Raw genomic sequence first — 26441 nt, forward strand, 5'->3', positions numbered from 1 at the left:
AGGGCCTCCGGCAGGAGGCCCGATACGGGCGGGAGCTTCCCGGCCCCGGGTTCGGGTCTGATGAAAATAGCAATGCAGATGGTCTTGGTCAGGTGGCGGCGGGCAGGTGGCAGTGGGTCAGGCGCTGACCGACTGGTTAGCTGCGTCCCTCCCGCAGCCAACCCAGGGTGATCAGCGTAGCGGTGATCAACAGGATCAGCCAGGCGGGAAGCAGCGGATGCTGTGACACCGAAAGGGTTTCATGGGCCTCGCGCGGGGTCAGCCCGATCCAGCCACGCCCCGCAGCGGGGCGCCCCTGGCGCACGTCACGCAGGCGCGGCAGCCCGTCCTCTAGCCGCAGGATACCGCCCCGCGCCGGGGCAATGACCGGGCGCAGCAGCTCTGCGGTGGCGATGGTCTGGGCAAATTCCTTCGGGGCCGCGGGGCCAAGGCCGATCACCGCTTCTGTCTCGCCTTCCTCCAGCCGGTAGAGCCCGATCTCGGCGCCGGTATATGTGCCCTGCCAGAGACCCGGCGCGGCCTGGCTCAGCTCCAGCACTGTCTCGCTGCCGTCGGGCGCGGTGATCGTGACCGCCCCGATACTGTCCTGAAGGCTGCGCCGGATGATCTGCATCACCTGTCCCGTCGCCTCGGCAGTCAGCACTTCCTCTTCCAGCTCCGGCTCCTTCATCATCCAATGGGCCAGGCGTCGCAACAGCTCCAGCTGCGGCCCGCCGCCCTCGTAGCCACGGCTCCAAAGCCAGGCATGATCCGAGGCCAGAAGCGCCACGCGCCCCTCGCCTTCGCGATTGAGGATCAACAGGGGGCGTTGATCCACGCCCTGCATCAGGACATCACCTTCAGGGGCTTCCAGATCGATCTGCCGCAGCCAGCGTCCCCAGTCGCCATCAGCGCCAAGACCCGAGGTTACCGGATGGCGCGCGCCCAGATCGGTGACCTCGGGCAGATAGGGTTGCTCGAATACCCGCGCGGTGGGGCTGGCGGGCAGCACCGCGGACAGAGGGCTGCGATAGATACTGGCGGCACTTGCAAAATCGGGCCCTGCCGCGATCAGCACCGCGCCGCCCTTGGCGACGTAATTCGCCACATTGTCGAGGTAGATCGCGGGCAGGATCCCGCGCCGCTTGTAGCGGTCGAAGATGATCAGGTCGAAATCGTCTATCTTTTCCAGAAACAGCTCCCGCGTCGGAAAGGCGATCAGGCTCAGCTCATCCACCGGCACGCCGTCCTGCTTCTCCGGCGGTCTCAGAATCGTGAAATGCACCAGGTCGACCGAGCTGTCGGATTTCAACAGGTTGCGCCAGGTGCGCCCGCCCGGATGCGGCTCGCCCGAGACCAGCAGCACCCGTAGCCGGTCCCGCACCCCGTTGATCTGGATCAGGGCCGTATTGTTGCGCGCGGTCAGCTCTCCTGCCGCTTCTGGGGTTGAGAATTCGATCACGTTGCGGCCACCGTGCGGCAGGGCAAGGGGCAGGTCGAAATCGATCCCGATCGGCAGGACGAAACGTTTCGGCTCATCCCCGTCGATGGCGATGTCCAGAGGCGCCGTCGCGGCCCCTGCGGGTGCTGCGCCCTGATCCTCGATCCGGAGCGTCAGGGTGACGGGTTCACCGATAATGCCAAAGGCCGGGGCGTTCTGCACCACCAGGCGGCGGTCCCAGTCATCCTCCCGGCCGGTCAGCAACAGGTGCAGGGGGGCGGGCAGATCCGGTGCCTGGTCGATGTCATGAACCTGCCCATCCGACAGAGCGATGATCCCCGCGATGCGGCCCCGGGGGGCATCCGCCAGCGCGTCCGAGACGGCCTGCATCAGCGCGGTGCCGCTGTCATCGGTAGCGTCGGGCAGGGTGATCCAGCGGGTCTCGGTATTGGGGCGTGCGGCCAGGGCGCGGGCCAGCTCTTCTTCGGCCTGTGCCATCTGCGCGGGACGCTCGGGCAGGTTCTGGCTGGCGGTCTGATCGCTGGCCACGATCACGATATCGCTCAGCGGCGCGGTATCCTCGTTCTGGACCACGGGTCCGGCCAAGATGGCCAATAGCGCGAGCGATGCACCGGCGCGCAACAGCCATCCCCGCAGCCGGGTCCAGATGGCGATACCCAGGGTCACACAGGTCAGCGCCCCCAGGGCCCAGATCACGGGCCAGGGCAAAAGCGGGTCAAACAGGATCGACTGTGCCATCTCGTGCCCCTATTGCCCCAGCCGTTCCAGCAAGGCCGGAACATGGACCTGGTCGGATTTGTAGTTGCCGGTCAGCACATGCATCACCAGGTTGACGCCGAACCGTCGGGACAGTTCGCGCTGCCGCTCTCCGGCGAAACCGCGTCCGATCGGCAGCAGGGGCCGCCCGTTTGCATCCACCGCCCAGGCCGAGGCCCAGTCGTTACCGCCGATCACCACCGGCGTCACCCCGTCATTGAGATTGCGAAAGGGAATGCCTTCGGTCTGCTGCGCATCCGCAGGCGCCGCCTCGACCCAGAGCGGGCCACGGGGGTGGCGGCCGGGGAAGTCCTGCAAGAGGTAGAAGGTGCGGGTCAGAACATGGTCCGAGGGCAGCGGCTCCAGCGGCGGAATATCCAGCGCCAGCGCCAGCTGCTGCAAGCGGCGCGCTTCGGGGCTGGTGGCGCCGACGGCGGCCATATCCGCGTCGCGGGTGTCGAACAGGATCATGCCGCCGCTGCGCAGGTAGGCGTTGAGCCTGTCATAGGCGGCTGGCGAGGGCAGTCTTTGATCGGCAGTCACCGGCCAGTACAGCAGCGGGAAGAAGGCCAGCTCATCGCGTTCCAGATCGACCCCAACCGGATCCGACGGCTCGATCGAGGTGCGGAAGAACAGCGTATCTGACAGGCCTTGCAGGCCGGCGCGGGCAATCCGGTCGACTTCGGCATTGCCGGTCAGGACATGGGCAAGGGTCAGTTCGGCCGCCAGGGCGATCGGATCATTGGCACCGGCCTCCTGGGCGGAGGTACGTTCCGGCGTCACGGCCATGGCAGCGACGGCCAACAGGCCAATCAGCGGCAGCAGTGCCGTTCTGCGCCGCAGTTGCGACAGCTGGCCGGACACCAGCAGCGTGGCCAGGATATCCAAGGCCAGCAATCCGACCGCCAGGCCAAGCAGCAGCCCGGCCAGCGGGCGTTCCTGCGCGGTGCTGTAGCCCGCAACGGTCACCGAAGAAGGCCAGGTGGCCGCCGTCAGGCTGTCGCCGGGGCGCAGCACGTTGCGCGCAAGTGTCTGGCTGCCGCTGTCGTATAGACCGGGTCTGAGCGCCGGACCCGCAGGATCGGTGACAAGGGCGGGGCCCTGCACGCCCGGCAGGGTGCCCGCATCCAGCGCCCGGCCAAACCCGTCCAGCACCGAGACAGGCCGCCAGACGGTGCCTTCAAGGCTGCTGGCCTCGGGGGTGCCGGTCGAAGAGGAAACCGCCAGCCGCTCCAGCATCTGCACGAATAGGCCCGAGAGCGGCAGGCTGCTCCATTCCGCATTGGCGGTGACATGGAACAGCACCACCTGCCCCTGTCCCAGGGGTTTGCGCGTCACCAGCGGCGTGCCATCGGCCAATGTGGCGATGGAGCGCGCCGCAAGGGTGGGATCCGGCTGTGCCACAACCTGGGCCGTGACCGTGACCTCATCCGGGGCGACCAGCCCGACAAAGGGAGAGCCTTCGACAAAGGGCGCCAGGGTCTTGGGTTCACCCCAGCTCATGGCGCCACCGATGCTGCGCCCGCCCAGGCGCAGGCGCACGGGCATCAGCGGTTCTTCCTCGCTGCGGGCGGTATCGCTTGCGGCCAGGCGGGGTCCGGCAAAGCGCACCAGAAGGCCACCCGCTTCGACCCATTCGATCATCGCCTCTTCCTGCGCGGGCGGCAGGCGGGCCACATCGGCCAGGATGATCACATCCGGGTTGGCGGGCATGAGGTCGCTGAGGGCGCCCTCTAACAGATCGGCAGAGGGCAGCAAGGCCTGTCGCAGGTAGTGGAGCGGCGACAGCAGGGCGAGGCCCTCGTCCTCGCTGTCGGAGGCGATCAAGGCCACCTCGCGGCGGCGCAGCCCATCGTCGGCCAGGGCTACGGCACCGGCGCTGCGCAGGCCGCTGAGTTCGAACCGGGTGATGCGCGCACGCAGCTCCGACGGCAGGGCAAGGCGCACCGTGGCGCGGCTTTCGCCGTCTTCAAACCGCAGCGTGGCCCGCGCGAGGCTGCGCAGGGTGCCACCGGGATCACGGCCACGGGCCTGCAGGGGCAATTCTTCTGCAGGGCCTGCAAGGCTGCGTTCGGCGGTCAGCTCCAGCGCGCCATCCGCGATTGCAGGCGGGGCAAGGGCATAGACAGGACCGGGGTGCTCAAAGACGGAGACAGCGCCGCGTGCCTCCAGTGCGGTGATCAGGCGGTCACGGCCCGGATAATCCAGCGCATCGCTGAACCAGTGGGTTTCAAACTGTTCCGCGGCCTTGGCGAAATGCGCCAGCGCCTGCTCGATCTGATCTGCAGAAGGCTGCCAGGGCTGCGGGTTCAGACCGGGCAGTTGCTGCAGCCAGTCAGTGGCGGCGCGAAATTGCAGCTCTTGCGGATCGCTGAGGCGCATCAGGGCAACGGTACGACCTGCCCGCCCGGCTTCTTCCAGGCGCAGGGCGATTTGCTCGCGGGTTTCCTCCCAACCCTCGGCGCCCGCCCAGGTCGCATCCATGACCACCAACAGCGGCCCGCTGCCGGTCTGGCGTGTCTCGGGGTTCAGCACTGGACCGGCAAGACCGATGATCGCCGCTGCCAGCGCCAGCATGCGCAGCAGCAACAGCCACCAGGGCGTGCGGTCCGACAGGCTTTCGTCATCGCCCAGGCCCAAGAGCAGCGTCACCGCCGGGAAGGCCTGGCGCCGGGGCGCTGGCGGCACGGCGCGCAGCAGCAGCCACAGGATCGGCAGGGCCAGTAGACCGAGCAGAAGCCATGGATAGGCAAATCCGATACCGGCGATCAGGGTCATGCGGCGGACCTTTCCAGCGCGTGATAGAGCCACATCAGCGCCGATTGCGCTGAATCGCCAGTGTGGTGCAGGCCCAGCCGCCAGCCTGCCGCACGGCAGAGCGTTTCAAGCGCGTCGCGCCTCTCGGCCAGCCGGTCCAGATAGCGATCCCGCAGGGCCGAGGCCTTCAGCGTTTCATGCACTAACCCGCCGGTGATGCTGTGAAACCGGGTGCGCCCGGAGAAGGGAAAACTCTCCTCGCTGGGGTCCAGCACCTGCAACAGCACCCCGCGCACACCCCGGTCGGCAGCCTTGGTCAGGGCCAGCTGCAATTCGTCAAAGGGACCCAGGAAGTCCGAGATGAACAGGGCGCGGGCATGGGGCACCATGGCGCGGTGTTCGGGCGGGGCGTAGTCGGCCTCATCCTCGGCGCTCAGCGCTTCGGCCAGACGCAGGACCTGCGCCTTGCCGCTGCGGGGCGGCAGCTTGCCGCCCGTCAGACCCACCCGTTCGCCGCCGCGCAGCATCAGCACCGAAGTCGCCAGCGCCAGCAGGCGGGCGCGGTCGATCTTCTGCGGTAGATCGGGGGAAGAGGAAAACCGCATCGAGGCGCCAAGGTCCGTCCACAGGTGCACGGTCTGGGCGATCTGCCATTCCCGTTCGCGCACGAACTGCACATCGCCGCGCGCTGAGCGGCGGTGGTCGATCATGCGGCGGCTGTCGCCCTGTTGCAGGGGGCGGTATTGCCAGAAATCATCGCCGGTTCCGGCGCGCCTGCGCCCGTGCTCTCCGAGCAGGACCGAGCCCGCCAGCATCTGCGCCTGCACCAAAAGGGGCGGCAGGGCGCTGGCCTCGGCCTCGGAGCGGTGGCGCAGATCGGCTGCGCCCGGCGCGGAAGAGGCAGCGGCCTGGTTCACGCGGCGGCCCCGGTGCGAGCGAGGCTTGCCGCGGTCTCGTCGATCAGATCGGCGAGGCTTTCGCCGCGGGCGCGGGCGGCAAAGTTCAACTGCATCCGGTGGGTCAGCACCGGGCGGGCCATCTCGATCACATCCTCGGCGCTGGGCGCAAGGCGCGCCTGCAACAGCGCGCGGGCGCGCACCGCCAGCATCAGCGCCTGTGCGGCGCGGGGCCCCGGCCCCCAGGCCACGGTCTGGGCCACACGGTCCGAGACACCGGGCTCATCCGGGCGGAAGGCACGTACCAGATCAAGGATCATCTCCACCACCGACTCCCCGACCGGCATGCGGCGCAAGAGGGTCTGGGCCGCGATCAGTTCCTCGGCGGTGAAGACCTGATGGGCCTCGGCCTCTTCCACGCCGGTGGTGGCCAGAAGGATATCGCGCTCGGTGCCGCGGTCAGGGTAATGCACGTCGATCTGGAACAGGAAGCGGTCCAGCTGCGCTTCGGGCAGGGGGTAGGTGCCTTCCTGCTCGATCGGGTTCTGGGTCGCCAGCACATGGAAGGGCGTGCCAAGCGGGCGATCTTCGCCGGCGACGGTCACGGTGCGCTCCTGCATCGCCTGCAACAGCGCCGACTGGGTGCGCGGGCTGGCGCGGTTGATCTCATCCGCCATCAAGAGCTGGCAGAAGATCGGTCCGGAGACAAAGCGGAAAGAGCGGCTGCCATCGGCGGCCTTGTCGAGCACCTCGGAGCCGAGGATGTCGGCGGGCATCAGGTCGGGGGTGAACTGGATGCGGTTGCCGTCAAGCCCCATCACGGTCGAGAGCGTTTCCACCAGCCGCGTCTTGCCGAGGCCGGGCAGGCCGACCAGCAATCCATGCCCGCCGCACAGAAGGGTGGCAAGGGTCAGGTCCACGACCCGCTCCTGGCCGATAAAACGGCGGGTAATCGACGCGCGTGCCTGTTGCAGCTTGGTTTCGAGCGCTTCGATCTCGGCCAGCAGATCATCGGGTTCGGACATGACTTTCCTTTCACAGCGCGTATGTGCATGTAGTGTATAGCGCCCAGCGGAAATGGCAAAAACAATGAGTGGACAAAACATCGTGACACCAACGGCCGACGGGCTGGCAGCCTCGGCCAAGGCGGCCCGCAAAGGCGGCGGATTGCCGCCCGTTCACCTGTGGAACCCGCCCTTTTGCGGCGATCTGGATATGCGCATCGCCCGCGATGGCAGCTGGTTTTATCTTGGCACACCCATTGGCCGCTTCGAACTGGTGCGGCTTTTTTCATCGATCCTGAAACGGGAAGGGGACCGGTATTTCCTGGTAACGCCGGTCGAGAAGGTTGGGATCACGGTCGATGATGCGCCCTTTGTTGCGGTGGACTTCGAGGGGACTGGAACGGGAGTGGATCAGGTCCTGAGGTTCACCACCCATGTGGGGGACACGGCCGTTGCGGGGGCGGATCACCCGATCCGCGTGGTGCGCGATCCCGAAACCGGTGAACCTTCGCCCTATGTGATGATCCGCGCGGGTCTTGAGGCGCTGATCGACCGCAAGAGCTTTTACCGGCTGGTGGAGCTTGGCAGCCATCACGAGGGCTGGTTCGGGCTGTGGTCGTCGGGTCAGTTCTTCCCGTTGCTGCCGTCTTCAGAGCTGGAAGAGGGTTGAGCGCCGAGCGGAGCGTTCAAAGGGCTATCACGGGCGACATCTCACAGGCGCTCTGAAATCGAGGGTGCTTCATTGGGCGGCAGCGCGTCGAAATTGTGGCAATAATGTGGGGATTGCTTCCAATCTATCGTTTCCCATCCTTGGCGCTCATCCATACAGCGAGTAGACCTGCGGAAAACGACAGGACCCGCGATGCCACGCTTTGCTGCCAATATTTCACTACTTTTTGCTGAACTGCCCTATCTGGATCGCTTTGCGGCGGCGGCGCGCGCCGGGTTTGATGCGGTAGAGATCCTTTTTCCCTACGAACTAGCGGCCAAGGAAACTCAAAGAGCCCTGGTGTCCAACGGTTTGGAACTCTTGCTGATCAATGCGCCGCCGCCCAATTACACCGGCGGCATGCCCGGCTATGCGGCCCTTGCGGGTGGCAAGGAGCGGTTCCAGCGCGACATCCGCCGGGTGCTGCGCTACGCGGATATCCTGCGGCCCGGCGCCCTTCACATCATGGCAGGCTATGCCTCGGGCGACCTGGCGAAACAGACCTTCATCGAAAACCTGCAATGGGCCGCGGATCGCGCGCCCGCGCAGCAGTTCACCATCGAGCCGCTGAATGCCGGGGATCAGCCGAATTACTTCCTCAATGACTACAATCTGGCGGCCGAGGTTCTAGATGCGGTGAACCGGCCCAACGTCGGCCTGCAATATGACGCCTATCACGCCCAGCTGATCCATGGTGACGCCCTGAAAGTCTGGGAAGAGTTCGGCAACCGGGCCGTGCACATCCAGATCGGCGCCGCGCCCGGGCGTTGCGAGCCGGGCACCGGCCCGGTGGATTTTGAAGAGCTGTTCGCCGCCATCGATGACAGCGGCTACAAGGGCTGGGTCAGCGCCGAATACACGCCCTCTACCTTACGCACCGAAGACAGTTTGGGCTGGATGATCTGAGGCCTGCCTTCACGCGGACTTGTTTTGACGTGTGGTGGGCGCAGACTGGCATTCCCTTGGGAGGTATCACATAAAGACCTCAGAAATGCGACGTCAGGATCAATCCCAAGGAGGTGCCCCATGCTGCCTGCCCGCTTTGCGCCAGTTTTGTTCGGGTTTTTATTGTCGGGGATCATGTCCGGCATCGTGACCCTGGTGGCTGCCGTCAGGAATGTCGGGCTGGCAATCCAGGCTGTTGACGCCTGGCTCAATGCCTGGCTGTTCGGCTGGCCCGTCGCCTTTTGCGGCATCATGGTGGTTGCGCCCGTGGTGCGCGGCTTTGTGAACCGGTTGGTGAAGCAGGGGACATAAACCGGGTCGGGCTCAATATCCGGTAAGGCTCAGACCTCTGGACGGCGGCGGCAAAATCCTTCAGGTCATGGGGCGACTGCCCCCCTGACGCAAGGCGCCCGAGTGATGACTGCCAAGATCCCTGCCGATATCTCTGCCTTCCTGGCCGCCCAGGGAGAGGCTGATGCGACGCTTCTCCCCTTGCCCGGCGATGCCTCGGCGCGCCGCTATCTGCGGCTTGAGGGGCGCGGCAAGATGCTGATGGAGGACCGCCATGATCCGAAGGGGTTCGCGGGTTTTGTCAAAATCGCCAGGCACCTCTCTGACCTTGGCCTCAGCGCGCCGCGCATCTATGGCGCCGACCCCGAGACGGGTCTGGCCCTGATCGAGGATTTCGGCAGCCGTACATACAGCGTGCAACTGGCCGCAGGGCGGGATGAGGCGGATCTCTATGCGCTGGCGGTGGAGGCGTTGCTGCATCTGCACCACCACCCAGAGGCGGTCAGGGTCGCGGTGCCGGACTACGAGCTGACCACCCTGCTGGACGAACTGTCGATCTTCTCGCAGTGGTATGCATCCACCCTGCGCCCCGAGATCGACACGGCAGCGTTTGATGCGGCGTTTCGCGCACTCTGGCAGGATCCGCTGGCATCACTGGCAGGAGGTCCGCGCAGGCTGGTTTTGCGGGATTTCCACGTGGACAACCTGATGGAGCTGGACGGGCGCGAGGGGGTGCGCCGTTGCGGGCTTTTGGATTTTCAGGACGGGGTGATCGGCCCTGCGGAATACGATCTGGTCTCTTTGCTGCAGGATGCGCGCCGCGATCTGGCGCCGGGATTGGAGCAGGCGATGCTGGAGCGCTATATCGCGGCGGCCCCGGACGGAGCTGGTGGCCCGGATGACATACTGCGCCGCTATCACCTGTTGGGGGCGCAGCGCCACACGCGCATCGCGGGGGTATTCCAGCGTCTGGCCCTGCGTGACGGCAAACCGGGATATCTGCGCTTCCTGTCGCGCGTGCTGCGCCAGATGGAGGCGGCGCTGGAGGCCGCCGGGCTGTCCGAGGTGTCCGCCTTCCTGAACCGGGAGCTGCCGGGCTGGCAGCAAGTCTGAGAATTGTCATCTTGCCATGCGCGGGACATTGCCGCCGGAGGGGCTGCATGAAAGACACTGCATTCACGGGGATTGCCCTGCGCATCCTGTCGGGGCTCTTGTTCACCGGCATGGCGCTGTGCGTGAAAAAGGCAAGCGGGCATGCGCCCTTGGGGCAGATTGTCTTTGCACGCTCCTTCTTTGCGCTCTTGCCGCTGGTCCTGTTCCTGTGGCTGCGGGGCGAATGGCCGCATGGGTTGGCAACGCGGCGTCCCTTCGGCCACCTGTTGCGCTCGGGGCTGGGGGCGGCGGGGATGTTTGCCTCATTCGCCACTCTGGCGCGCCTGCCGGTGGCCGAGGCGACGATGCTGGCCTATCTGTCGCCGCTGTTCACGGCAGTGATTGCTGCGGTCTTCCTGTCCGAGCGGCTGACTCAGGCGCGGGTCTTGGGCATTGGCCTGGGGCTGCTGGGGGTTGCCTTGGCGACCGGACCCACCATCCTCGAGGGGGAGGGGCTCGCCGATGGGCAGCTTGTCGGCTATGGCCTTGGCGTTCTGACCGCCCTTCTAATTGCCCTGGCGCTGATCATGGTGCGGCGGCTCAGCCAGACCGAAACCGCCGGTTCCATTGCTTTCTATTTCATCCTGACCTCAATGGCGGGCGGGCTGGCGACACTGCCCTTTGGCTGGGTCTGGACCGACGGGCAAACGCTGCTGTTCCTGGTGCTGTCCGGCCTGTTCGGCGGTGGCGCCCATATCGCGATGACGCTGGCATTCCGCTACGCCGAGGCCTCGCGGCTGGCGCCGTTTGAGTATCTGGCGCTGATCTGGGCGGTTCTGGCCGATCAGATCCTCTTTGCGACCGCCCTGCCGCTGACCACCCTTGCAGCGATTGGCGTGATCCTCCTGGCTTCGGTTCTCGCCGCCTCCGAAGGGCGTCGGGCGAGGAAGCCGTCTTAAGCCTTCGCCAGCGTCTGCGCCACAGTGCGCAGGTGGTCGGCCATCGCCGCCTCGGCCCCCTCAGCGTTGCCCTTGATGATCGTCTCTGCCAGGGTCTGATGCTGGTGCGCAAGCTGGGAAAAGACCGCATCCGAATAGGTTTCGGCGCGTTGCCGTGTCCAGATGGCCTCGCGCCGGACGCTGCGGATTGCCTCGTACATGCTCAGAAACAGGGCGTTATGGGCCATCTCGGCGATCTTGTAGTGAAAGACATCGTCTGCCGTGTCATAGGCCGCCTGATCCGCAGCTGCCTGGGTGGCGGCGGCGATCTGGGCGAATTGATCCCGCTCCTGCGCCGTGGCGCGACGGGCGGCGAGCGCGGCCAGGGTCGGCTCCAGCCCCAGGCGCACCTCCATCACCTCGGCGGGGGTGATGCGCCGGGCCAGTGGTTTCAGCCGCGCGGCATCGGTGGCCGGGGGCGGCAGGGCAAAGGTGCCCTGACCGCGGCGGCGGAAGATCGTCCCCTCGGTGGCCAGAAGATCCAGCACCCGGCGCAGATGCGCGCGGCTGATCTCCAGCCGCTGGGCCAGCTCCCGTTCAGGTGGAAGGCGGCCGTCCGCGTCCAGCAGATCTCCTTCGGCGATCTGACGGCGCAGGCGGCTGGCGATATCTTCGTCGCTGAGCATGGGAGCAGTCATAATGGTCTAGCCGAAGAACAGATCCTTGAACATGCGCGCGGCGGTGAACAACAGGAACAGGCCGAAGGACAGCCGCAGCGCCCGGCGTGGGATGCTATGGGCCAGCTTCACCCCAACTGGCGCAAATGTGGTGCTGAGCGGGATGATCACGGCGGCCAGGAACAGGTTCACATAGCCAAACGAGAAGGGCGGCAGCCCCTCGGCGCCAAACCCCGTCGTCATGTAGATCAGCGCGCCGGGCACTGCGATGATGAAGCCGATGGCGGCCGAGGTGCCCACGGCCTTGCGGATGTCATAGCCAAGGAAGTTCAGCATCGGCACGCAGACGGTGCCGCCGCCGATCCCCATCATGGCGGAAATCGCGCCTGCCACCACGCCCAGCCCGGCCCAGACAGGCTTCGAGAAACTGCGCGGGTTGTCGCTGTCCTGGGCCTTGCGCAGGATCATGTCGAGCGCAACCAGCACGGCCACCGTGGCAAAGACCGCGATCAGAACCTGCCCCGATACCACCCCGCCCAGGATGCCGCCGATCGCCACGCCAACCAGGATCGATGGCGCCCAGAGCTTGAGCAGATCCATGTCGATGGCGCCCTTCTTGTAGTGGCCATAGCCGGAGGAGATCGAGGTAAAGATGATGGTCGAAAGCGAGGTGCCCACCGCCACCTGCATGGTCAGCGCGGGCTCCATGCCGGTGAGCGACAGTGCAAAGTAAAGCGCGGGCACGATGACGATGCCACCGCCGACGCCCAGAAGACCGGCAAGGATGCCGCCCACGATACCGGATCCCGCGGCAACGGCGGCCAGGGTCAGAAGTGTGTTCATATCAAGCATGCAGTGTTTCCTTGTGGGGCTGTGTGGGGTGCTGTTTATCGACCGATGGCATAGGCCTGCATCAGGCGCGGCGTGGCGGCGGCCTGAAGCGTGCCATCGGCGTGGCGCAACGCGGCGGTCAGGCGGCCCACGGTCCAGGGGTCGGCGACGGTCACGATATGGCCACGGGCGCGCAGGGCGGCGATGGTGGCGGCGTCATAGCTTGCCTCGATCATAATCTCGCCGGGCAGCGCCTCGCGCGGGAAGAAACTGCCCTGGAAATGCATGGTATGGAACAGCGGCGCGTCCAGCCCCTGTTGCAGGTCGAACCCGTGGTGCACGAAACGCAGGAACCAGATCAGCTGCCACTGGTCCTGCTGATCGCCGCCGGGCGTGCCAAAGACCAGCCTTTGTCCGTCCTTTTCGGCGAGGCTGGGCGTCAGGGTGGTGCGGGGGCGGCGTCCCGGCGCCAGCGAGGTGGGCAGGCCGTCTTCCAGCCAGAACATCTGCGCGCGGGAATTGAGCGGAAAGCCAAGGCCGGGAATGACCGGATTGGATTGCAGCCAGCCACCCGAGGGCGTGGCCGAAACCATGTTGCCCCAGCGATCAATGATATCCAGATGCACTGTATCGCCGCGTTTCTCAGTCAGATGGGCCATGGTGGGTTCTTGCGGGGCGGCATGCGCAACACCAAAGTCGCGGGCGGCGCGCTCGATATAGGCATCGGCCAGATGTTCGAAGCCTGGAACCCGACCCGGGCGCTGCTCCATTGAGGCTTCGCGCGTGATCAGCTTTGCGCGCTCTGCGTTATAGGCATCGGACAGCAGCACCCCCATCGGCACCTCGCTCTGTGCCGGGTCGCCGTAATAGGCTTCGCGGTCGGCATAGGCGAGCTTCATCGCCTCGACCACCGTGTGGGTGAATTCATCCCCGAGCGGGTCCATCGCGCCAAGGTCGAAGTGTTTCAGGATCGCCAGCCCCTGCAGCAGCACCGGCCCCTGCGACCAGGCATGGGTCTTGTGGACCGTCCAGCCGTGATAGTCATAGGTCAGAGTCGGCTCATAGCCCGCGCGCCAGCCTGCCATGTCGGCGGGGGCCATCACCGCGCGGTTCTTCTGCTCGGAGACATCATGCACGCTGGCCTCCGACAGGTAGTCAAAAATCGCATCGGCCACGAAACCTTCGGCCCAGGCAGAGCGGGCGGCGTCGATCTGGGTGGTACGCTCCTCACCAGCTGCCTCACCGATCTCCACAAGCCGCTGATAGGTGGCGGCAAGATCGGGGTTGCGGAACATGGCATTGGGTTCCGGCGCCGCGCCGCCCGGAGTCCAGACCTCGGCAGAAGAAGGCCATTCGCAGGCAAAGTAGTCGGCAAGGCCCGCAATGGTATGGGCAACGCGCGGCAGCACCGGGTGGCCGTCGCGGGCATAGTCGATGGCGGGGTTCATCACCTCGCGCAGGGTCAGGCTGCCATGATCGCGCAGCATCAGCATCCAGCCGTCAAAGGCGCCGGGCACCACGGTGGACAAGAGCCCCGAGCCAGGGATCAGCGACAGGCCTTGCGCCTTGTAGTGTTCGATGGTGGCCCCGGCGGGCGCGGGGCCCTGGGCGGCCAGAACCTCGGTCTTGCCGGTTTTGGCGGAGTGGAAGATCGCGGGCAGGTCCCCCGCCGGGCCGTTCAGATGCGGCTCAACCACCTGCAGGACCAGCCCCGTCGCCACGGCGGCGTCAAAGGCATTGCCGCCCTTTTCCAGGATGCCGAACCCCACGGCCGAGGCGATCCAGTGGGTCGAGGTAGCGACGCCAAAGCTGCCGCGGATCTCGGGGCGGGTGGTAAAGGCGGACATGGGCGATCTCCACTGCCGATGGGTGCAACCGGGGTGGGTTGCAACCAATTTCGAATTGGTTTCGGTACATCGTGGAAGCCATGCCTGCTGTCAAGTCATCCTGCGGTGTGGTTCAGCCTGCTGTCAGTTCCCGCGCGGCCTTGGCCAGTGCGGTGATCCCGGCCCAGTCGCCTGCGGCCACCAGATCCGCCGGGGCGACCCAACTGCCGCCCGCGCAGATGACATTTGGCAGCGACAGGTAGGATTTCGCGTTTCCGGGGCTGACCCCGCCGGTGGGGCAGAAGGAGATCTGCGGCAGCGGCGCGCCGATGGCTTTCAGCGCCGGTGCACCGCCCGAGGCTTCGGCCGGGAAGAATTTCAGCATGTCATAGCCGCGCTCCAACAGACGCATCGCCTCGGATGCGGTGGCAGCACCGGGCAGCATCGGCAGGCCCGCAGCCTCACAGGCGTCCAGCAGAGCGTCAGTCGCACCGGGAGAGACGCCGAACTGCGCGCCCGCTTCGACGGCGGCTTTCACATCCTCGGGAGTGACCAGCGTGCCCGCGCCGACCACGCCGCCGGGCACCAGGGCCATCTCGCGGATCACATCCAGGGCCGCTGGCGTGCGGAGGGTCACCTCAAGCGCGGGCAACCCACCTGCCACCAATGCCTCGGCCAGGGGGCGGGCATGGGCGACGTCATGGACCACCAGCACCGGAACGATGGGCGCCATCTGGCAGATCTCGCGGGTGCGGGCACTGGCGTCTTGGGGGGTGATGCTCATGGGGTCAGTCTCCGAAGATGCTGGCGCCGGTGTCGGCAGAGGTCACGGCGCGGCGGAACAGGGAAAACAGCTCGCGGCCGGTGCCATGCTGATAGGCGGAAAGGTCCGCCGTGGCAGGCGCACGGTCGAGCGCGCCGGGGGTGAGCACATCGAGCGTGCCGCTGGTGGCATCAAGCCGCAGCATGTCGCCATCGCGGATCCGGGCGATGGGGCCACCGTCCAGCGCTTCAGGCACCACATGGATGGCGGCGGGCACCTTGCCCGAAGCCCCCGACATACGCCCGTCGGTGACCAGCGCGACCTTGTGCCCCTTGCCCTGCAGGATGCCCAGCATTGGCGTCAGGCTGTGCAGTTCGGGCATGCCGTTCGCCTGTGGTCCCTGGAAGCGGACCACAAGGATCACATCGCCGGTGAACTCGCCTGCCTTGAAGGCGGCTTTGGCTTCTTCCTGGTCGTGAAAGACGCGGGCGGGGGCCTCGATCACATGGTGTTCTTCGGCGACGGCAGAGACCTTGATCACCGCAGTGCCGAGGCTGCCGGTCAGCCGTTTCAGCCCGCCGGTTTTCTGGAAAGGCTCCGCGGCAGGGCGCAAGACACCCTCGTTCAGCGATTTCGTGGTGCCGGGGCGGAAGGTCAGGCCCTCTCCGGTCAGGAAGGGTTCCTGCGTGTAGTGGTCCAGTCCGGTGCCCGCGACCGTTTTGGTATCGGGATGCAGGAAGCCCGCGTTCAACAACTCGCCGATCATAAAGCCAAGCCCGCCCGCGGCGTGGAAATGGTTCACGTCGGCCAGACCGTTGGGGTAGACCCGCGCCAGCAGCGGCACCACCTCCGACAGGTCCGCGAAATCCTGCCAGTCGAGGATCACGCCCCCGGCGCGCGCCATGGCGATGAGGTGGATCAAGAGGTTGGTCGACCCGCCCGTGGCCATCAGCCCGACGATACCATTGGCATAGGCCTTTTCATCCAGCACATCACAGACTGGCGTGTAGCTGTTGCCAAGCGCCGAGAGCGACAACGCCCGCTTGGCGCCCTCGATGGTCAGCGCGTCGCGCAGGGGCGTGCCGGGGTTGACGAAAGAGGCGCCGGGCAGGTGCAGCCCCATGAACTCCATCAGCATCTGGTTGGTATTGGCGGTGCCATAGAACGTACAGGTGCCGGGGCCGTGGTAAGCGGCCATCTCGGCCTTCAAGAGTTCCTCCCGGCCGATTTCTCCGGCGGCGAACTTCTGGCGGATCTTGGCCTTGTCGTCATTTGCCAAGCCGCTGGTCATTGGCCCTGCAGGCAGGAACACCGCGGGCAGATGGCCGAAGGTCTGCGCCCCGATCACCAGGCCCGGCACGATCTTGTCGCAGACGCCAAGGAAGACCGCCGCGTCAAAGACGTTGTGGCTGAGCGCAACCCCGGTGGCCAGAGCGATGGTGTCGCGGGAAAACAGGCTCAGCTCCATGCCTGCCTCGCCCTGGGTGACGCCATCGCACATGGCGGGCACGCCACCTGCGACCTGCGCGGTGCCGCCATTGGCGCGGACCGCATCGCGGATCAGGGTGGGGTAGGTTTCGAACGGCTGATGCGCCGAGAGCATGTCGTTATAGGCGGTGACGATCCCCAGATGGCCTGCGCTGCCGGTGGCAAGGGTTTCCTGGTCTGCGCCGGTCGCGGCATAGGCATGCGCCTGTCCCGAGCAGGAGAGATGCGCCCGCGCCGGTCCTTTTCCTTTCGCCGCGCGCATGCGGGCGAGATAGGCGCTGCGGCTCTGGGCGCTGCGGGCGATGATCCGTTCGGTGACCTCTGCGAGTCTCTGGTTCAAGCGCATGGGAGATGCCTTTCGGGTGTCTTGCACGGGCGGGCTGGAGGCGAAGGGTGAAAGATGCGTCAGTCTCCGATGCTGCGCCATCGGCGCCCGTCGCGGTGCATCAGCAAAAGCGAATCCTCGGGCCCCGAACTACCGCGATCATAGCGTTGCGGTACGGATCCGGCGTCGGTCCAGCTGGCGATGATCGGATCGGCCCAGGCCCAGGCGGCCTCGACCTCGTCGCCGCGCATGAACAGGGTCTGATTGCCCCGGATCACATCCATGATCAGCCGCTCGTAAGCGTCCTGGGGGCGTCCAGAATCGGGCAGGGATTCGGCAAAGGTCATGTCCAAGTTGGCGCCGGTCAGGCGCATGCCGCCGGGACCGGGATCCTTGATCGTGGTGCGCAGGGTAATGCCCTCATCCGGTTGCAGGCGGATGACCAGCACGTTGCCATGCACCCCGGCGGCGCCCTCAAAGATGTTGTGCGGCGGGTCGCGGAAGTAGACGGCGATCTCGGACACCCGCTCGCGCAGGCATTTGCCGGTGCGCAGGTAGAAGGGCGTTCCGGCCCAGCGCCAGTTCGCCACCTGCACCTTCATGGCGATGAAGCTTTCGGTGGTGCTGTCCGGGTTGCCTGCGTGATCGCGGTAGCTGTCGCCGTTCTGGCCGCGATACTGGCCGCGGGCGATATCGTCGGGGGCGACGGGATCCAGCGCCTCGATCACCTTGACCTTTTCATCGCGCACCGCGCTGGGAGTGAACCGGGCGGGCGGCTCCATCGCGGTGAGGCACAGCAGCTGCATCAGGTGGTTCTGCACCATGTCCCGCATGGCGCCGGAACGGTCGTAATACTCGCCGCGCCCCGCGACCCCGATGCTTTCGGCGACGGTGATCTGCACGTGGTCGATATGGGAGGAGTTCCACAGCGGCTCGAACAGCGAATTGGCAAAGCGCAGCGCCATCAGGTTCTGCACGGTTTCCTTGCCGAGGTAATGATCGATCCGGTAGATCTGACCCTCCTGGAAATGCGCCCGTAGCGCTTGGTTCAGCGCCTGCGCCGAGGCCAGATCATGCCCGAAGGGTTTTTCCAGCACGATGCGGCTCTCGGGTGTGGCGATGCCGCTGGCGCTCAGCCGATCCGCGATATCGGTGAACAGGCTGGGGCCGACCGACAGGTAGAAGGCGCGGATCACATCCGGGCGCAGGTGCTTGGTCAGCTCATCCCAGCCTGTGTCGCCACGGGCATCGACCGGCACGTAGTCCAGAAGCGCGGCAAAGGAGGCGATGTCTTCTTCGGTGGTTTCGCCGGGTTGACCGAATTCGCGAATGGCATCGGCGGTCAGGTCGCGAAATCCCTGCCGGTCGAGATCGGCGCGCGAGGTGCCGATGATACGGCTTTGGGCGTCGAACTGGCCGATCTGGAACCGGTGAAACAGGCTGGGCAGGATCTTGCGGCGGGCCAGATCCCCTGTGGCGCCAAAGAGGAGCAGATCAAAAGGGTCTACGGGGATAACGCGGGAAACCATGTGTCTGTCAGATCCTCGATGAAGGCCGTTTTGCGGTCAGCCCGTTTTGCGGGTGAGTTGCGACAAGAGACCCCGGGTAGAGCCATCCTTGCCAGCACTGTCTGCGCCCTCGACCATCGGCAGCAGGCTCAGAGCCAGCTCCTTGCCCAGCTCCACCCCCCATTGGTCGAAGGAGTTGATCCCCCAGATCACCCCTTCGGTGAACACCCGGTGCTCATAAAGCGCAATGATCTGCCCCAGAACGAATGGCGTCAGCTTGTCATAGACGATGGTGACAGAGGGACGGTTGCCTGGGAAGGTCAAATGGCCCGCCATCCGCTCCAGTTCCGCGCCCGCAAAGCCGCGTTGCGCTGCCAGGGCGCGGGCGTCTTCAGGGCTGCGGCCCCGCATCAGCGCTTCGGATTGCGCCAGGCAATTGGCCATCAGCATGCGGTGTTGATGGGCCAGATTTGGTTCATGTCCTTCGGCACCGATCAGGAATTCTGTCGGCACCACGTGGCTGCCCTGGTGCAACAGTTGATAGAAGGCGTGCTGACCATTGGTGCCCGGCTCCCCCCAGACGATCGGGCCGGAGTTGCGGGTGAGCGCCTCACCCTCCAGGGTGACGCCCTTGCCGTTGCTTTCCATGTCCAGCTGCTGGAGATAGGCGGGCAGGCGGGCGAGGCGCTGTTCGTAGGGCAGCACCGCGCGGCTGTCATAGCCGCAGATGTTGGTGTGCCAGATCCCGGTCAGCCCCAGCAGCACCGGCAGGTTCTGCGCAAGCGGCGCCGAGCGGAAATGCGCATCCATGGCCGCAGCGCCGCTGAGAAGGGCGCGAAAGTTCCGAGGTCCAACGGCGATCAGGATCGGTAGCCCGATTGGCCCCCACATGGAGTAGCGCCCCCCCACCCAATCGGCAAAGCCGAAAACGCGTTCGGGCAGGACGCCAAAGGCGGCGGTCTTGTCCTGGGCGGTTGAGACAGCCGCCAGATGTTTCTGTGCCCCGTCACCCACCGCGGCCTGCAGCCAGGTCATGGCGGCGGCGGCGTTGGCCATGGTCTCGACCGTTGTGAAGGTCTTGGAGGCGATGACGATCAGCGTGGTTTCGGGCTTCAGGTCTTTCAGCGTATCGCGGATATGGGCGCCATCGACGTTGGAGACGAAATGGCAGCGCGGCCCGTCGTGATAGGGAGCCAGCGCTAGGGTGGCCATCACCGGTCCCAGGTTAGAGCCGCCAATGCCGATATTGACCACATCGGTGAACTGCGCGCCGGTAGCGGAGGTGAGGCTGCCGTTGCGCAGCGCTTCGGCAAACTCTTCCATTCGGGCCAGGGTCTGCCGGACTGCAGGCATGACGTCCTGACCATCGACCATGATCGCCGCGTCGCCCTGGGCGCGCAGGGCCGTGTGCAGCACGGCGCGGTTTTCGGTTTGATTGATCCGGTCCCCCCGGAACATCGCCGCGATCCGGTCGGTCAGGTCGGAATGTTCCGCCAGTTGGACCAGCAGTTCAAGCGCGGTACGATCCAGGCTGGTCTTTGAATAGTCCAGCAGGAGACCGTCGCTTTCGGCAGAGAAGTCTTCGAAACGTGTATCGTCATCGAACAGGGACAACAGAGCTGTGTCGGCTGTCTCGGCTCGGTGTCGGGCCAGGTGTGCCCAGATATCGCTCATTCCAACGGTTTCCTTACAATTGGCTGGCCAGGATATTGCGGCATGTTCCGAACCGGGCTTGTTAGCGCTAACTTTGGTAGTCTTAAATCCGGGAACGCGCAATAGATTTAGCCGAGTTATTTCAGGACGTCGTACGTGCGTCAATTCGGTGAGGCAGAAAGCAGCGGTCTTGCACAGCAGGCCAGGGCTCCCGCCCGTTGCGGGGTATCCAATGGGATACCTCCTCACGGTTGGGCCCGGCGCCGCGCGAAGCGCGGCGCCGGGCCCAAGTCGGAAGGCAGCTTTTCAAAGCTGGGTTCAGGCGCGGGAGCATCTGCCGGATGCACCTCGGTCATGCGGTGGCTTGCAAAACAGCCGGGGAATCGACGCCGCCGATGTTGCACAGATGGGTGACGACTTCCGGGACGCCCTTGCCGTGGCGCAGGCTGGTGAAGACAAAGGGAAGCGCCCCCCGCATCCGGGCAGCGTCCCGTTCCATCACGTCAAGCGAGGCGCCCACATGAGGCGCAAGGTCGGTCTTGTTGATGATCAGAAGGTCCGATCGTGTGATCGCCGGGCCACCCTTGCGTGGGATCTCCTCGCCCGCCGCCACATCGATCACATAGAGCGTCACATCGGCCAGTTCCGGGCTGAAGGTGGCCGACAGGTTGTCACCACCGCTTTCGATCAGCACGATCTCAAGATCCGCATGGCGCGCCTGCATCTCGGCCACGGCAGCCAGGTTGATCGAGGCATCCTCGCGGATGGCCGTGTGGGGACAACCGCCGGTTTCGACCCCGATCACCCGGTCCTGCGGCAGCACCTGCATTCGCATCAGCGCCTCGGCGTCTTCCTGGGTGTAGATGTCATTGGTGATCACCCCGATCGAGTGATGCCGCGACAGCGCGCGTGCCAGCTGCGCCGTCAGGGTGGTTTTCCCGGCGCCGACCGGCCCGCCGATGCCAACGCGAAGGGGTCCGTTGAAACTGCTCATGAGCGAAAGATCCTCGAATACTGGGTTTCATGATGCATCGATGCAATGTCCGAGGCAAAGCTTGCTCCGGCCAGCGCTGTCAGATCTCTATCCAGCGCGTTCTGCGCCGCCTCTCGAATGAGCGGAGCCAGATCCGTCAGCACTCGCTGCCCCTCAAGCTGACCGACCGGTAAAAGACGTTGCGCCGCAGCCACCAGGTTCGACACGAAAGCATGGACATACATCTGCAGGGTCAGGTCAAGCGACAGCCCATGCAGCCGTGCGGCCCGCCCCACCGCCACCGGATAGGTCAGATCCGGAAGGTCATGCCCCCAGACCCCGGCGGTGGTCTGGCAGAAGGCCCGGCCTTGATTCACGGTTTCGGCCAGCCGTTCGCGCGAGGGCGCAAAGGCACGCGATCTTGCGTCCACCTGCGCCACCGTGGCCTCATCCCCGGCCCGATAGGCGCAGGCCAGCAGGATCGGATCTGTGCGTCCCGCGCCATAAAGCAGGAGATCGCCCAGCCAATCGCTCAGCGTCCTCCCATCGGTGACCTGACCTGCAGCGCAGGCCGCCTCCAGCCCGTGGGAATAGGCAAAGGCGCCCACAGGATAGGCCGGTGACAGCCACTGCATCAAAAGGACGGCGCCAGGTTCAATGCTCATGGCCGTGCCCCGCCGCATGGTCGTGATTATGGTCGTGATCGTGTGAATGCCCGTGCCCGTGATCATGCCCGTGCTCAGGACTGTGCGTATGGCCGTGATCGTGCGAATGGGTGCGCCCGTGACCATAGGCTCCGCCTTCAGGCGTGAAGGGCTCGGTGACCTCGGTCACCCTGGCGCCAAGCTGTTCCAACATGGCGCGGATCACGTGATCGCGCTGGATCAGCAGCCGCTGCGGCGAAATCTGGCAGGGGGTGTGGCGGTTGCCGATATGCCAGGCCAGGCGCACCAGCTCTCCCTCTTCATCCGAGGTGATTTCAAGCAGTTCTTCGGGGGCGGCGACGACAGCGATTTCGCCACCGTCTTCCAGCACCAGAACGCCATTGTGGTCGAGCGAGGTCGTCTGTGGCAGATCCACCAGCAGGCGGGCGCCGCCTTGGGTGGTCAGCACCTTGCGGCGCAGAAAGCGCGCCTCGTAATCCAGCAGAACCCAGTCTTGCGGTTCTGGCTTATGAGCGTGCCCGTGATAGTGCCGGGCAATCAGGCGATGAAGCTGCGTGGGGGCGGTCATGACAGCCCCCCGCGTAGCATTGTTCGGTCCGCGGCTGTGCGGCTCAGATGTAGTAGACGTCCGAGAAGACGTGCTGGACGATCTCGTCGCGCTTGAGACCGCGCTCTGCCAGTTCGGCGTCGCTCAGGGCCATCAGGGTTCGTACCTTGCGGCTGCGGTCGTTGGCTTCGCCCATGGCGATCAATCCGTTGCCGATCACCACAAAGGGTTTCGCCAGGATCTTCAGGACGGAGACTGCGCTGGCTGATGCGGCCGGTGCGGTGTGATGTGTTGTATATGCCATTGGAGGTCACTCCTGTTTCAGTTGTGAACTCCTCCCATTGACCTTGAAGATAGGACACAAATGCTGACCCAGCTAGGTCGCTGTTGGAATGGCTGCCATGCATCTGGTGCAACTTTCTGAAAATGCTCATTATTTGTGCTCCTCAGTATAAAAAGTAGCGCTGCGCCATCGGCAGTTCCTGGGCAGGCTGGCAGGTGAGCAATTCGCCATCCGCGCGTACCTCGTAGGTCTCCGGGTTGACCTCGATCTCGGGGGTCGCACTGTTCAGTTGCAGATCGGATTTGCCGATGTCGCGAGTGCCTTTGACGGCGACGGTCTGTTTCGCCAGCCCCAGCTTGTCGCGCAATCCGCTGGCCTGGGCCGCCTCAGATACAAAGGTCACGGCAGAGTTTTCCACGGATCGACCATAGGCCCCCCACATGGGCCGCGAATAGACTGGTTGCGGGGTGGGGATCGAGGCATTGGGATCACCCATCTGGGCGCAGACGATGGTGCCCGCCATCAGCACCATCTCGGGCTTCACCCCGAAAAATGCCGGGTTCCACAACACCAGATCGGCGCGTTTGCCTTCCTCGATGCTGCCGATCTCGTGAGAGATGCCATGGGCGATGGCCGGGTTGATGGTGTATTTTGCGATATAGCGGCGGACGCGGAAGTTGTCGTTCTCGCCGGTCTCCTCGGCCAGGCGGCCGCGCTGTTTCTTCATCTTGTCGGCGGTCTGCCAGGTGCGGATCAGCACCTCGCCGACCCGGCCCATGGCCTGGCTGTCGGATGCGATGATCGAAAAGGCGCCCATGTCGTGCAGGATATCCTCGGCGGCGATGGTCTCGCGGCGGATCCGGCTTTCGGCAAAGGCGACATCCTCGGGGATGGATTTGTCGAGGTGGTGACAGACCATCAGCATGTCGAGGTGTTCCTCGATAGTGTTGACGGTAAAGGGCCGCGTCGGGTTGGTGGAGGAGGGCAGCACGTGCTGCTCGCCGCAGATCTTGATGATGTCGGGGGCATGGCCGCCGCCGGCGCCCTCGGTGTGGAAGGCGTGGATCGTGCGGCCCTTCATCGCCGCGACGGTATGTTCGACAAAGCCGCTCTCGTTCAGGGTATCGGTGTGGATCATCACCTGCACGTCCATCGCATCCGCCACCCCAAGACAGCAGTCGATGGCGGCAGGCGTAGTGCCCCAATCCTCGTGCAGTTTCAGAGCGCAGGCGCCGCCAAGGATCTGTTCCTCGAGGGCTGCGGGCAGCGAGGCGTTGCCCTTGCCCGCAAAGGCCAGGTTCATCGGGAAGGCATCTGCCGCCTGCATCATGCGGCCAAGGTGCCAGGCACCGGGGGTGCAGGTGGTGGCCAATGTCCCATGGGCCGGCCCGGTGCCGCCGCCCAGCATGGTGGTGAGGCCCGAATGAAGCGCATCCTCGATCTGCTGCGGGCAGATGTAATGGATGTGGCTGTCAAAGCCGCCCGCTGTCAGGATCCGCCCCTCGCCCGCGATGGCCTCGGTTCCGGGGCCGACGATGATATCGACGCCGGGCTGGGTGTCCGGGTTGCCCGCCTTGCCGATCTTCGCGATGCGCCCGTCCTTCAGGCCCACATCCGCCTTGTAGATGCCGGTGTGATCGACGATCAGCGCATTGGTGATCACCGTATCCACGGCGCCTGCGGCGCGGGTGGCCTGGGATTGCCCCATGCCGTCGCGGATCACCTTGCCGCCGCCGAATTTCACCTCTTCCCCGTAAAGGGGCGCGTTTTCACCTGCGCGCTCGGCGATGAGGTCGCGCTCTACCTCGATGATCAGATCGGTATCGGCCAGCCGCAGCCGGTCCCCGGTGGTGGGGCCATACATGGCGGCATAATCGGCGCGGGAGATGGTCTTAGGCATTAGTTGGTCTCCGCAAATGAACGAAGTTGATGGGTACGCTGCACGGTCAGATCAGTGAAGCAGCCCGAATAGAGCAGTGGTTGCAGGGATCCGCCGAAGGCGATGTCGCTTTCCGCAAGGCATGCATTGTCGCGAAACGTGATCCAGGCTCGTTGCGCCTGTCGCAAAGCATCTTCGGTGCTCAGGTTCTCTGTTTGGCCACCAACGCGACGCTGCATGGTCAGCCCATGGCGCGACGTGTCCAGCATCCTCGCGTTCTCAATGGCAGCCCGATAGGCGAGGTTCAGATCTTGATCTGCCCTTTGCCATTCTTCGTAGGCGCAGATGTTCATATCCGTCTGAGTCTGGGGATTCGAGCAGTCGCGCTGCTCGGCGCTGGCACTGCCAGATGCAACACTCACGACCACTGCAACAACGAAAGGTTTTCTCACAAATCACCCATGATCTGCTGGTTGAAGCCATAGACTTTGCGGGCGCCGCCGATGGGGATCAGTTGCACCTCGCGGCGCTGGCCGGGTTCGAACCGCACGGCGGTGCCGGCGGCGATATCAAGACGCATGCCGCGCGCCGCCTCCCGATCGAAATCAAGCGCGGAGTTGGTTTCGGCGAAATGGTAGTGGCTGCCGACCTGCACCGGACGGTCGCCGGTATTGGCCACCATCAGGGTGATCGCCGCCGAGCTGTCGTTCAGGGACAAATCACCTGCGGCTGGGAAAATCTCTCCGGGGATCATTTGCGCGACCGCACGTAGACCAGTGCCGCAGCACCACCGACGGTCAGCGCCGCAAGGATCACGGGCAGCCAGTTTTCCGCCCCGTGCGGATGCAGGTGTGCCCCGCCATGGGCCAGGGCCGGACCAGCGGTGAGCGTGATGGCGGATGCGAGAGCGGGCAGGTGTTTCATGTCATGTCTCCTGTCGGGGGGTTATCGAATGGGGTTGTGGACGGTCACCAGCTTGGTGCCATCGGGAAAGGTCGCCTCGACCTGAACCTCGTGGATCATCTCGGGCACGCCCGCCATGCATTGGTCACGGCTGACGACAGCGGCGCCTGCCTCCATCATCTCGGCGACCGAGCGCCCGTCGCGGGCACCTTCCACCACCGCATCGGTAATGAGGGCGATCGCCTCTGGGTGATTGAGCTTCACGCCGCGGGCCAGGCGCTTGCGCGCAACCTCGGCGGCCATGGCGACCAGCAGCTTGTCTTTTTCACGGGGGGTCAGGTTCATCTCGTCATAGTCTCCAGCAGCGCGGCAGACCGTGTTTGGTCAGCCGGTCAAGAATGGGAACAAGGCTCTGGCGCATTTCGAAACTGTCTGTCGCCAGCAGGCGCAGCACCAAAAGGCCATCGGCAACAAGCGACACGCCGCCGGTGGCGGGCAGCATGTCACGCAAGGGTTTGATCCAGGCTTCGGCATCGGGGGCGGCCAGCACCAGGGCGGCCATGGCACGCGCGCCTGCGGCGACGGCGGGGCGGTCCAGGGTGGCGGCAATGTCGCCCGCCAGGTCCACCCCGTCATAATAGATGAGGTGCCCATCCCGGCGTATCTCGACCCGGTCGCTAAAGGCGGCATCCTGCAGCTCTTCCCCCATGGCCATGCGGCCAAAGACGATCGGCTCCACCATCAGGAACCGGGAATCGGCGGCCATCTCGACCTTTAGGGAGCGGGCAAAGCGGCATCCCTCGAACAGGATGGTCTCTTGTGGCAGCCAGTTGAGCTGTGCACCGCTGGCAAGCTCAAGGCAGGTTTCCATGCGGCCCGTCTCGCCCGGTTGCGCCCGATAGGCGCGCTCGGCGGCCTGGGTGGTCATGGTGAGCTTACCCCCGGCCAGCGACGCCGCCGCGATATCGAAGCGATCACCGCCGGTTATGCCGCCGGCGGTATTGACCATCACAGCTTCCGGGTGGGGGCGGCCCTGCGGGAACAACAGTTTCATCGCACCCGCCTGGTGCAACTCCTTCAACCGCACGGCGCCGTCCTTATAGTGAACGCAGACGCGCGCGCGGCCCCGGGCACGCGGCTGGGCAGCCGAAACCGGCCGTGCGTCTTGCTGCGATATGATGGTGGCGTCGGTGATCTTTTGCACTCCCCTGGCGCTATGCGACTCTCGCCTTTGCCTAAGAGGGTGCGCTTTGCGGGGTGGAATGACCATTTTGCAGGCGCTTGATGGGCG

Annotated in this window: 26 protein-coding genes; 5 read left to right on the top strand and 21 right to left on the bottom strand. The window is 65.3% G+C overall.

The window, feature by feature from the left end; genetic code table 11:
• Positions 1-136: 136 nt before the first annotated feature.
• From PXK07_RS08325 to PXK07_RS08340, 4 genes are read right to left on the bottom strand one after another with little or no spacing between them, the layout of a single operon-like run.
• Positions 137-2179 (bottom strand): hypothetical protein, encoded by a 2043-nt coding sequence (locus PXK07_RS08325; protein WP_274847755.1) that lies wholly within the window; start codon positions 2177-2179, stop codon positions 137-139.
• Between the two features lie 9 nt (positions 2180-2188).
• Positions 2189-4975, bottom strand: a complete 2787-nt coding sequence (locus PXK07_RS08330) for a DUF4159 domain-containing protein (protein ID WP_274847756.1) — start codon at positions 4973-4975, stop codon at positions 2189-2191.
• Positions 4972-5871, bottom strand: coding sequence for a DUF58 domain-containing protein (locus PXK07_RS08335; protein ID WP_446728362.1), 900 nt, complete (start codon positions 5869-5871; stop codon positions 4972-4974). Before PXK07_RS08335 ends, PXK07_RS08330 begins: the two co-directional genes overlap by 4 nt.
• Positions 5868-6875, bottom strand: a complete 1008-nt coding sequence (locus PXK07_RS08340) for an AAA family ATPase (RefSeq protein WP_274847757.1) — start codon at positions 6873-6875, stop codon at positions 5868-5870. Before PXK07_RS08340 ends, PXK07_RS08335 begins: the two co-directional genes overlap by 4 nt.
• A 64-nt stretch (positions 6876-6939) precedes the next feature.
• Here PXK07_RS08340 and PXK07_RS08345 point away from each other — a divergent pair, with 64 nt between their 5' ends.
• From PXK07_RS08345 to PXK07_RS08365, 5 genes are all read left to right on the top strand, one after another.
• On the top strand, positions 6940-7524 hold the full coding sequence (locus PXK07_RS08345; protein WP_274847758.1) for a DUF1285 domain-containing protein: 585 nt from the start codon (positions 6940-6942) through the stop codon (positions 7522-7524).
• Positions 7525-7716: 192 nt separating this feature from the next.
• The gene (locus PXK07_RS08350) at positions 7717-8469 is read left to right on the top strand and encodes a hydroxypyruvate isomerase family protein (protein WP_274847759.1); all 753 of its coding nucleotides are present in this window, start codon (positions 7717-7719) and stop codon (positions 8467-8469) included.
• Positions 8470-8589: 120 nt separating this feature from the next.
• A complete protein-coding gene (locus tag PXK07_RS08355; protein ID WP_274847760.1) occupies positions 8590-8820 on the top strand; it encodes a DUF2798 domain-containing protein in 231 nt (76 codons plus the stop codon).
• Between the two features lie 105 nt (positions 8821-8925).
• A complete protein-coding gene (locus PXK07_RS08360) occupies positions 8926-9912 on the top strand; it encodes an aminoglycoside phosphotransferase family protein (RefSeq protein ID WP_274847761.1) in 987 nt (328 codons plus the stop codon).
• 47 nt (positions 9913-9959) lie between these two features.
• Positions 9960-10850: a DMT family transporter gene (locus tag PXK07_RS08365; protein ID WP_274847762.1), complete on the top strand. Its 891-nt coding sequence runs from the start codon at positions 9960-9962 to the stop codon at positions 10848-10850.
• On the opposite strand, the gene PXK07_RS08370 is transcribed toward PXK07_RS08365, so the two are convergent.
• The 17 genes from PXK07_RS08370 to PXK07_RS08450 all read right to left on the bottom strand — a co-directional run bounded on the left by PXK07_RS08370 (position 10847) and on the right by PXK07_RS08450 (position 26204).
• Positions 10847-11515: a FadR/GntR family transcriptional regulator gene (locus PXK07_RS08370; protein ID WP_274847763.1), complete on the bottom strand. Its 669-nt coding sequence runs from the start codon at positions 11513-11515 to the stop codon at positions 10847-10849. The genes PXK07_RS08365 and PXK07_RS08370 overlap by 4 nt on opposite strands.
• Before the next feature lie 18 nt (positions 11516-11533).
• Positions 11534-12358 (bottom strand): sulfite exporter TauE/SafE family protein, encoded by an 825-nt coding sequence (locus PXK07_RS08375; RefSeq protein WP_274847764.1) that lies wholly within the window; start codon positions 12356-12358, stop codon positions 11534-11536.
• A 35-nt stretch (positions 12359-12393) separates the two neighbouring features.
• Positions 12394-14184 carry a gamma-glutamyltransferase family protein gene (locus tag PXK07_RS08380; RefSeq protein ID WP_274847765.1) on the bottom strand — a complete coding sequence of 597 codons (1791 nt, stop codon included), beginning with the start codon at positions 14182-14184 and terminating at the stop codon, positions 12394-12396.
• A 112-nt stretch (positions 14185-14296) separates the two neighbouring features.
• Complete coding sequence (locus tag PXK07_RS08385; RefSeq protein WP_274847766.1) at positions 14297-14947, bottom strand: bifunctional 4-hydroxy-2-oxoglutarate aldolase/2-dehydro-3-deoxy-phosphogluconate aldolase; 651 nt, start codon at positions 14945-14947, stop codon at positions 14297-14299.
• Between the two features lie 4 nt (positions 14948-14951).
• Positions 14952-16760 carry a phosphogluconate dehydratase gene (gene edd, locus PXK07_RS08390; RefSeq protein ID WP_274847768.1) on the bottom strand — a complete coding sequence of 603 codons (1809 nt, stop codon included), beginning with the start codon at positions 16758-16760 and terminating at the stop codon, positions 14952-14954.
• Positions 16761-16819: 59 nt separating this feature from the next.
• Positions 16820-18268 carry a glucose-6-phosphate dehydrogenase gene (zwf, locus tag PXK07_RS08395; protein WP_274847769.1) on the bottom strand — a complete coding sequence of 483 codons (1449 nt, stop codon included), beginning with the start codon at positions 18266-18268 and terminating at the stop codon, positions 16820-16822.
• Positions 18269-18304: 36 nt separating this feature from the next.
• Positions 18305-19921 carry a glucose-6-phosphate isomerase gene (pgi, locus tag PXK07_RS08400; RefSeq protein ID WP_274847770.1) on the bottom strand — a complete coding sequence of 539 codons (1617 nt, stop codon included), beginning with the start codon at positions 19919-19921 and terminating at the stop codon, positions 18305-18307.
• Positions 19922-20252: 331 nt separating this feature from the next.
• The gene (ureG, locus tag PXK07_RS08405) at positions 20253-20894 is read right to left on the bottom strand and encodes an urease accessory protein UreG (RefSeq protein ID WP_274847771.1); all 642 of its coding nucleotides are present in this window, start codon (positions 20892-20894) and stop codon (positions 20253-20255) included.
• Entirely contained in the window at positions 20891-21538 is a 648-nt protein-coding gene (locus PXK07_RS08410) for an urease accessory protein UreF (protein WP_274847772.1), read from the bottom strand. The genes ureG and PXK07_RS08410 overlap by 4 nt, the downstream gene beginning before the upstream one ends.
• A complete protein-coding gene (gene ureE, locus PXK07_RS08415) occupies positions 21528-22106 on the bottom strand; it encodes an urease accessory protein UreE (protein ID WP_274847773.1) in 579 nt (192 codons plus the stop codon). Before ureE ends, PXK07_RS08410 begins: the two co-directional genes overlap by 11 nt.
• Before the next feature lie 43 nt (positions 22107-22149).
• Positions 22150-22389, bottom strand: coding sequence for a hypothetical protein (locus PXK07_RS08420; protein WP_274847774.1), 240 nt, complete (start codon positions 22387-22389; stop codon positions 22150-22152).
• Positions 22390-22531: 142 nt separating this feature from the next.
• A complete protein-coding gene (gene ureC / locus PXK07_RS08425) occupies positions 22532-24268 on the bottom strand; it encodes an urease subunit alpha (RefSeq protein WP_274847775.1) in 1737 nt (578 codons plus the stop codon).
• Positions 24268-24699, bottom strand: a complete 432-nt coding sequence (locus PXK07_RS08430) for a lysozyme inhibitor LprI family protein (protein ID WP_274847776.1) — start codon at positions 24697-24699, stop codon at positions 24268-24270. The genes ureC and PXK07_RS08430 overlap by 1 nt, the downstream gene beginning before the upstream one ends.
• Positions 24696-25001, bottom strand: a complete 306-nt coding sequence (locus PXK07_RS08435) for an urease subunit beta (RefSeq protein ID WP_274847777.1) — start codon at positions 24999-25001, stop codon at positions 24696-24698. The genes PXK07_RS08430 and PXK07_RS08435 overlap by 4 nt, the downstream gene beginning before the upstream one ends.
• Positions 24998-25171: a hypothetical protein gene (locus PXK07_RS08440; protein ID WP_274847778.1), complete on the bottom strand. Its 174-nt coding sequence runs from the start codon at positions 25169-25171 to the stop codon at positions 24998-25000. Before PXK07_RS08440 ends, PXK07_RS08435 begins: the two co-directional genes overlap by 4 nt.
• 21 nt (positions 25172-25192) lie before the next feature.
• A complete protein-coding gene (locus PXK07_RS08445) occupies positions 25193-25495 on the bottom strand; it encodes an urease subunit gamma (protein ID WP_274847779.1) in 303 nt (100 codons plus the stop codon).
• A gap of 4 nt (positions 25496-25499) precedes the next feature.
• Positions 25500-26204, bottom strand: a complete 705-nt coding sequence (locus tag PXK07_RS08450; protein ID WP_274847780.1) for an urease accessory protein UreD — start codon at positions 26202-26204, stop codon at positions 25500-25502.
• Positions 26205-26441: the final 237 nt, after the last annotated feature.

It is taken from the genome of Phaeobacter sp. QD34_24 (assembly GCF_028890115.1).
In the GTDB taxonomy this organism is placed as follows: Bacteria; Pseudomonadota; Alphaproteobacteria; order Rhodobacterales; family Rhodobacteraceae; genus Phycobacter.

Bases quoted from the DNA above. Each gene is read 5' to 3' on its own strand.
- PXK07_RS08325 (WP_274847755.1), bottom strand. From the start codon at position 2,179: ATGGCACAGTCGATCCTGTTTGACCCGCTTTTGCCCTGGCCCGTGATC.
- PXK07_RS08410 (WP_274847772.1), bottom strand. From the start codon at position 21,538: ATGAGCATTGAACCTGGCGCCGTCCTTTTGATGCAGTGGCTGTCACCG.
- ureE (WP_274847773.1), bottom strand. From the start codon at position 22,106: ATGACCGCCCCCACGCAGCTTCATCGCCTGATTGCCCGGCACTATCAC.
- zwf (WP_274847769.1), bottom strand. From the start codon at position 18,268: ATGGTTTCCCGCGTTATCCCCGTAGACCCTTTTGATCTGCTCCTCTTT.
- PXK07_RS08370 (WP_274847763.1), bottom strand. From the start codon at position 11,515: ATGCTCAGCGACGAAGATATCGCCAGCCGCCTGCGCCGTCAGATCGCC.
- PXK07_RS08440 (WP_274847778.1), bottom strand. From the start codon at position 25,171: ATGAAACACCTGCCCGCTCTCGCATCCGCCATCACGCTCACCGCTGGT.
- PXK07_RS08340 (WP_274847757.1), bottom strand. From the start codon at position 6,875: ATGTCCGAACCCGATGATCTGCTGGCCGAGATCGAAGCGCTCGAAACC.
- PXK07_RS08330 (WP_274847756.1), bottom strand. From the start codon at position 4,975: ATGACCCTGATCGCCGGTATCGGATTTGCCTATCCATGGCTTCTGCTC.
- PXK07_RS08435 (WP_274847777.1), bottom strand. From the start codon at position 25,001: ATGATCCCCGGAGAGATTTTCCCAGCCGCAGGTGATTTGTCCCTGAAC.
- PXK07_RS08445 (WP_274847779.1), bottom strand. From the start codon at position 25,495: ATGAACCTGACCCCCCGTGAAAAAGACAAGCTGCTGGTCGCCATGGCC.
- edd (WP_274847768.1), bottom strand. From the start codon at position 16,760: ATGCGCTTGAACCAGAGACTCGCAGAGGTCACCGAACGGATCATCGCC.
- PXK07_RS08360 (WP_274847761.1), top strand. From the start codon at position 8,926: ATGACTGCCAAGATCCCTGCCGATATCTCTGCCTTCCTGGCCGCCCAG.
- PXK07_RS08420 (WP_274847774.1), bottom strand. From the start codon at position 22,389: ATGGCATATACAACACATCACACCGCACCGGCCGCATCAGCCAGCGCA.
- PXK07_RS08345 (WP_274847758.1), top strand. From the start codon at position 6,940: ATGAGTGGACAAAACATCGTGACACCAACGGCCGACGGGCTGGCAGCC.
- ureC (WP_274847775.1), bottom strand. From the start codon at position 24,268: ATGCCTAAGACCATCTCCCGCGCCGATTATGCCGCCATGTATGGCCCC.
- PXK07_RS08365 (WP_274847762.1), top strand. From the start codon at position 9,960: ATGAAAGACACTGCATTCACGGGGATTGCCCTGCGCATCCTGTCGGGG.
- PXK07_RS08350 (WP_274847759.1), top strand. From the start codon at position 7,717: ATGCCACGCTTTGCTGCCAATATTTCACTACTTTTTGCTGAACTGCCC.
- ureG (WP_274847771.1), bottom strand. From the start codon at position 20,894: ATGAGCAGTTTCAACGGACCCCTTCGCGTTGGCATCGGCGGGCCGGTC.
- pgi (WP_274847770.1), bottom strand. From the start codon at position 19,921: ATGAGCGATATCTGGGCACACCTGGCCCGACACCGAGCCGAGACAGCC.
- PXK07_RS08380 (WP_274847765.1), bottom strand. From the start codon at position 14,184: ATGTCCGCCTTTACCACCCGCCCCGAGATCCGCGGCAGCTTTGGCGTC.
- PXK07_RS08450 (WP_274847780.1), bottom strand. From the start codon at position 26,204: ATGAAACTGTTGTTCCCGCAGGGCCGCCCCCACCCGGAAGCTGTGATG.
- PXK07_RS08375 (WP_274847764.1), bottom strand. From the start codon at position 12,358: ATGCTTGATATGAACACACTTCTGACCCTGGCCGCCGTTGCCGCGGGA.
- PXK07_RS08355 (WP_274847760.1), top strand. From the start codon at position 8,590: ATGCTGCCTGCCCGCTTTGCGCCAGTTTTGTTCGGGTTTTTATTGTCG.
- PXK07_RS08385 (WP_274847766.1), bottom strand. From the start codon at position 14,947: ATGAGCATCACCCCCCAAGACGCCAGTGCCCGCACCCGCGAGATCTGC.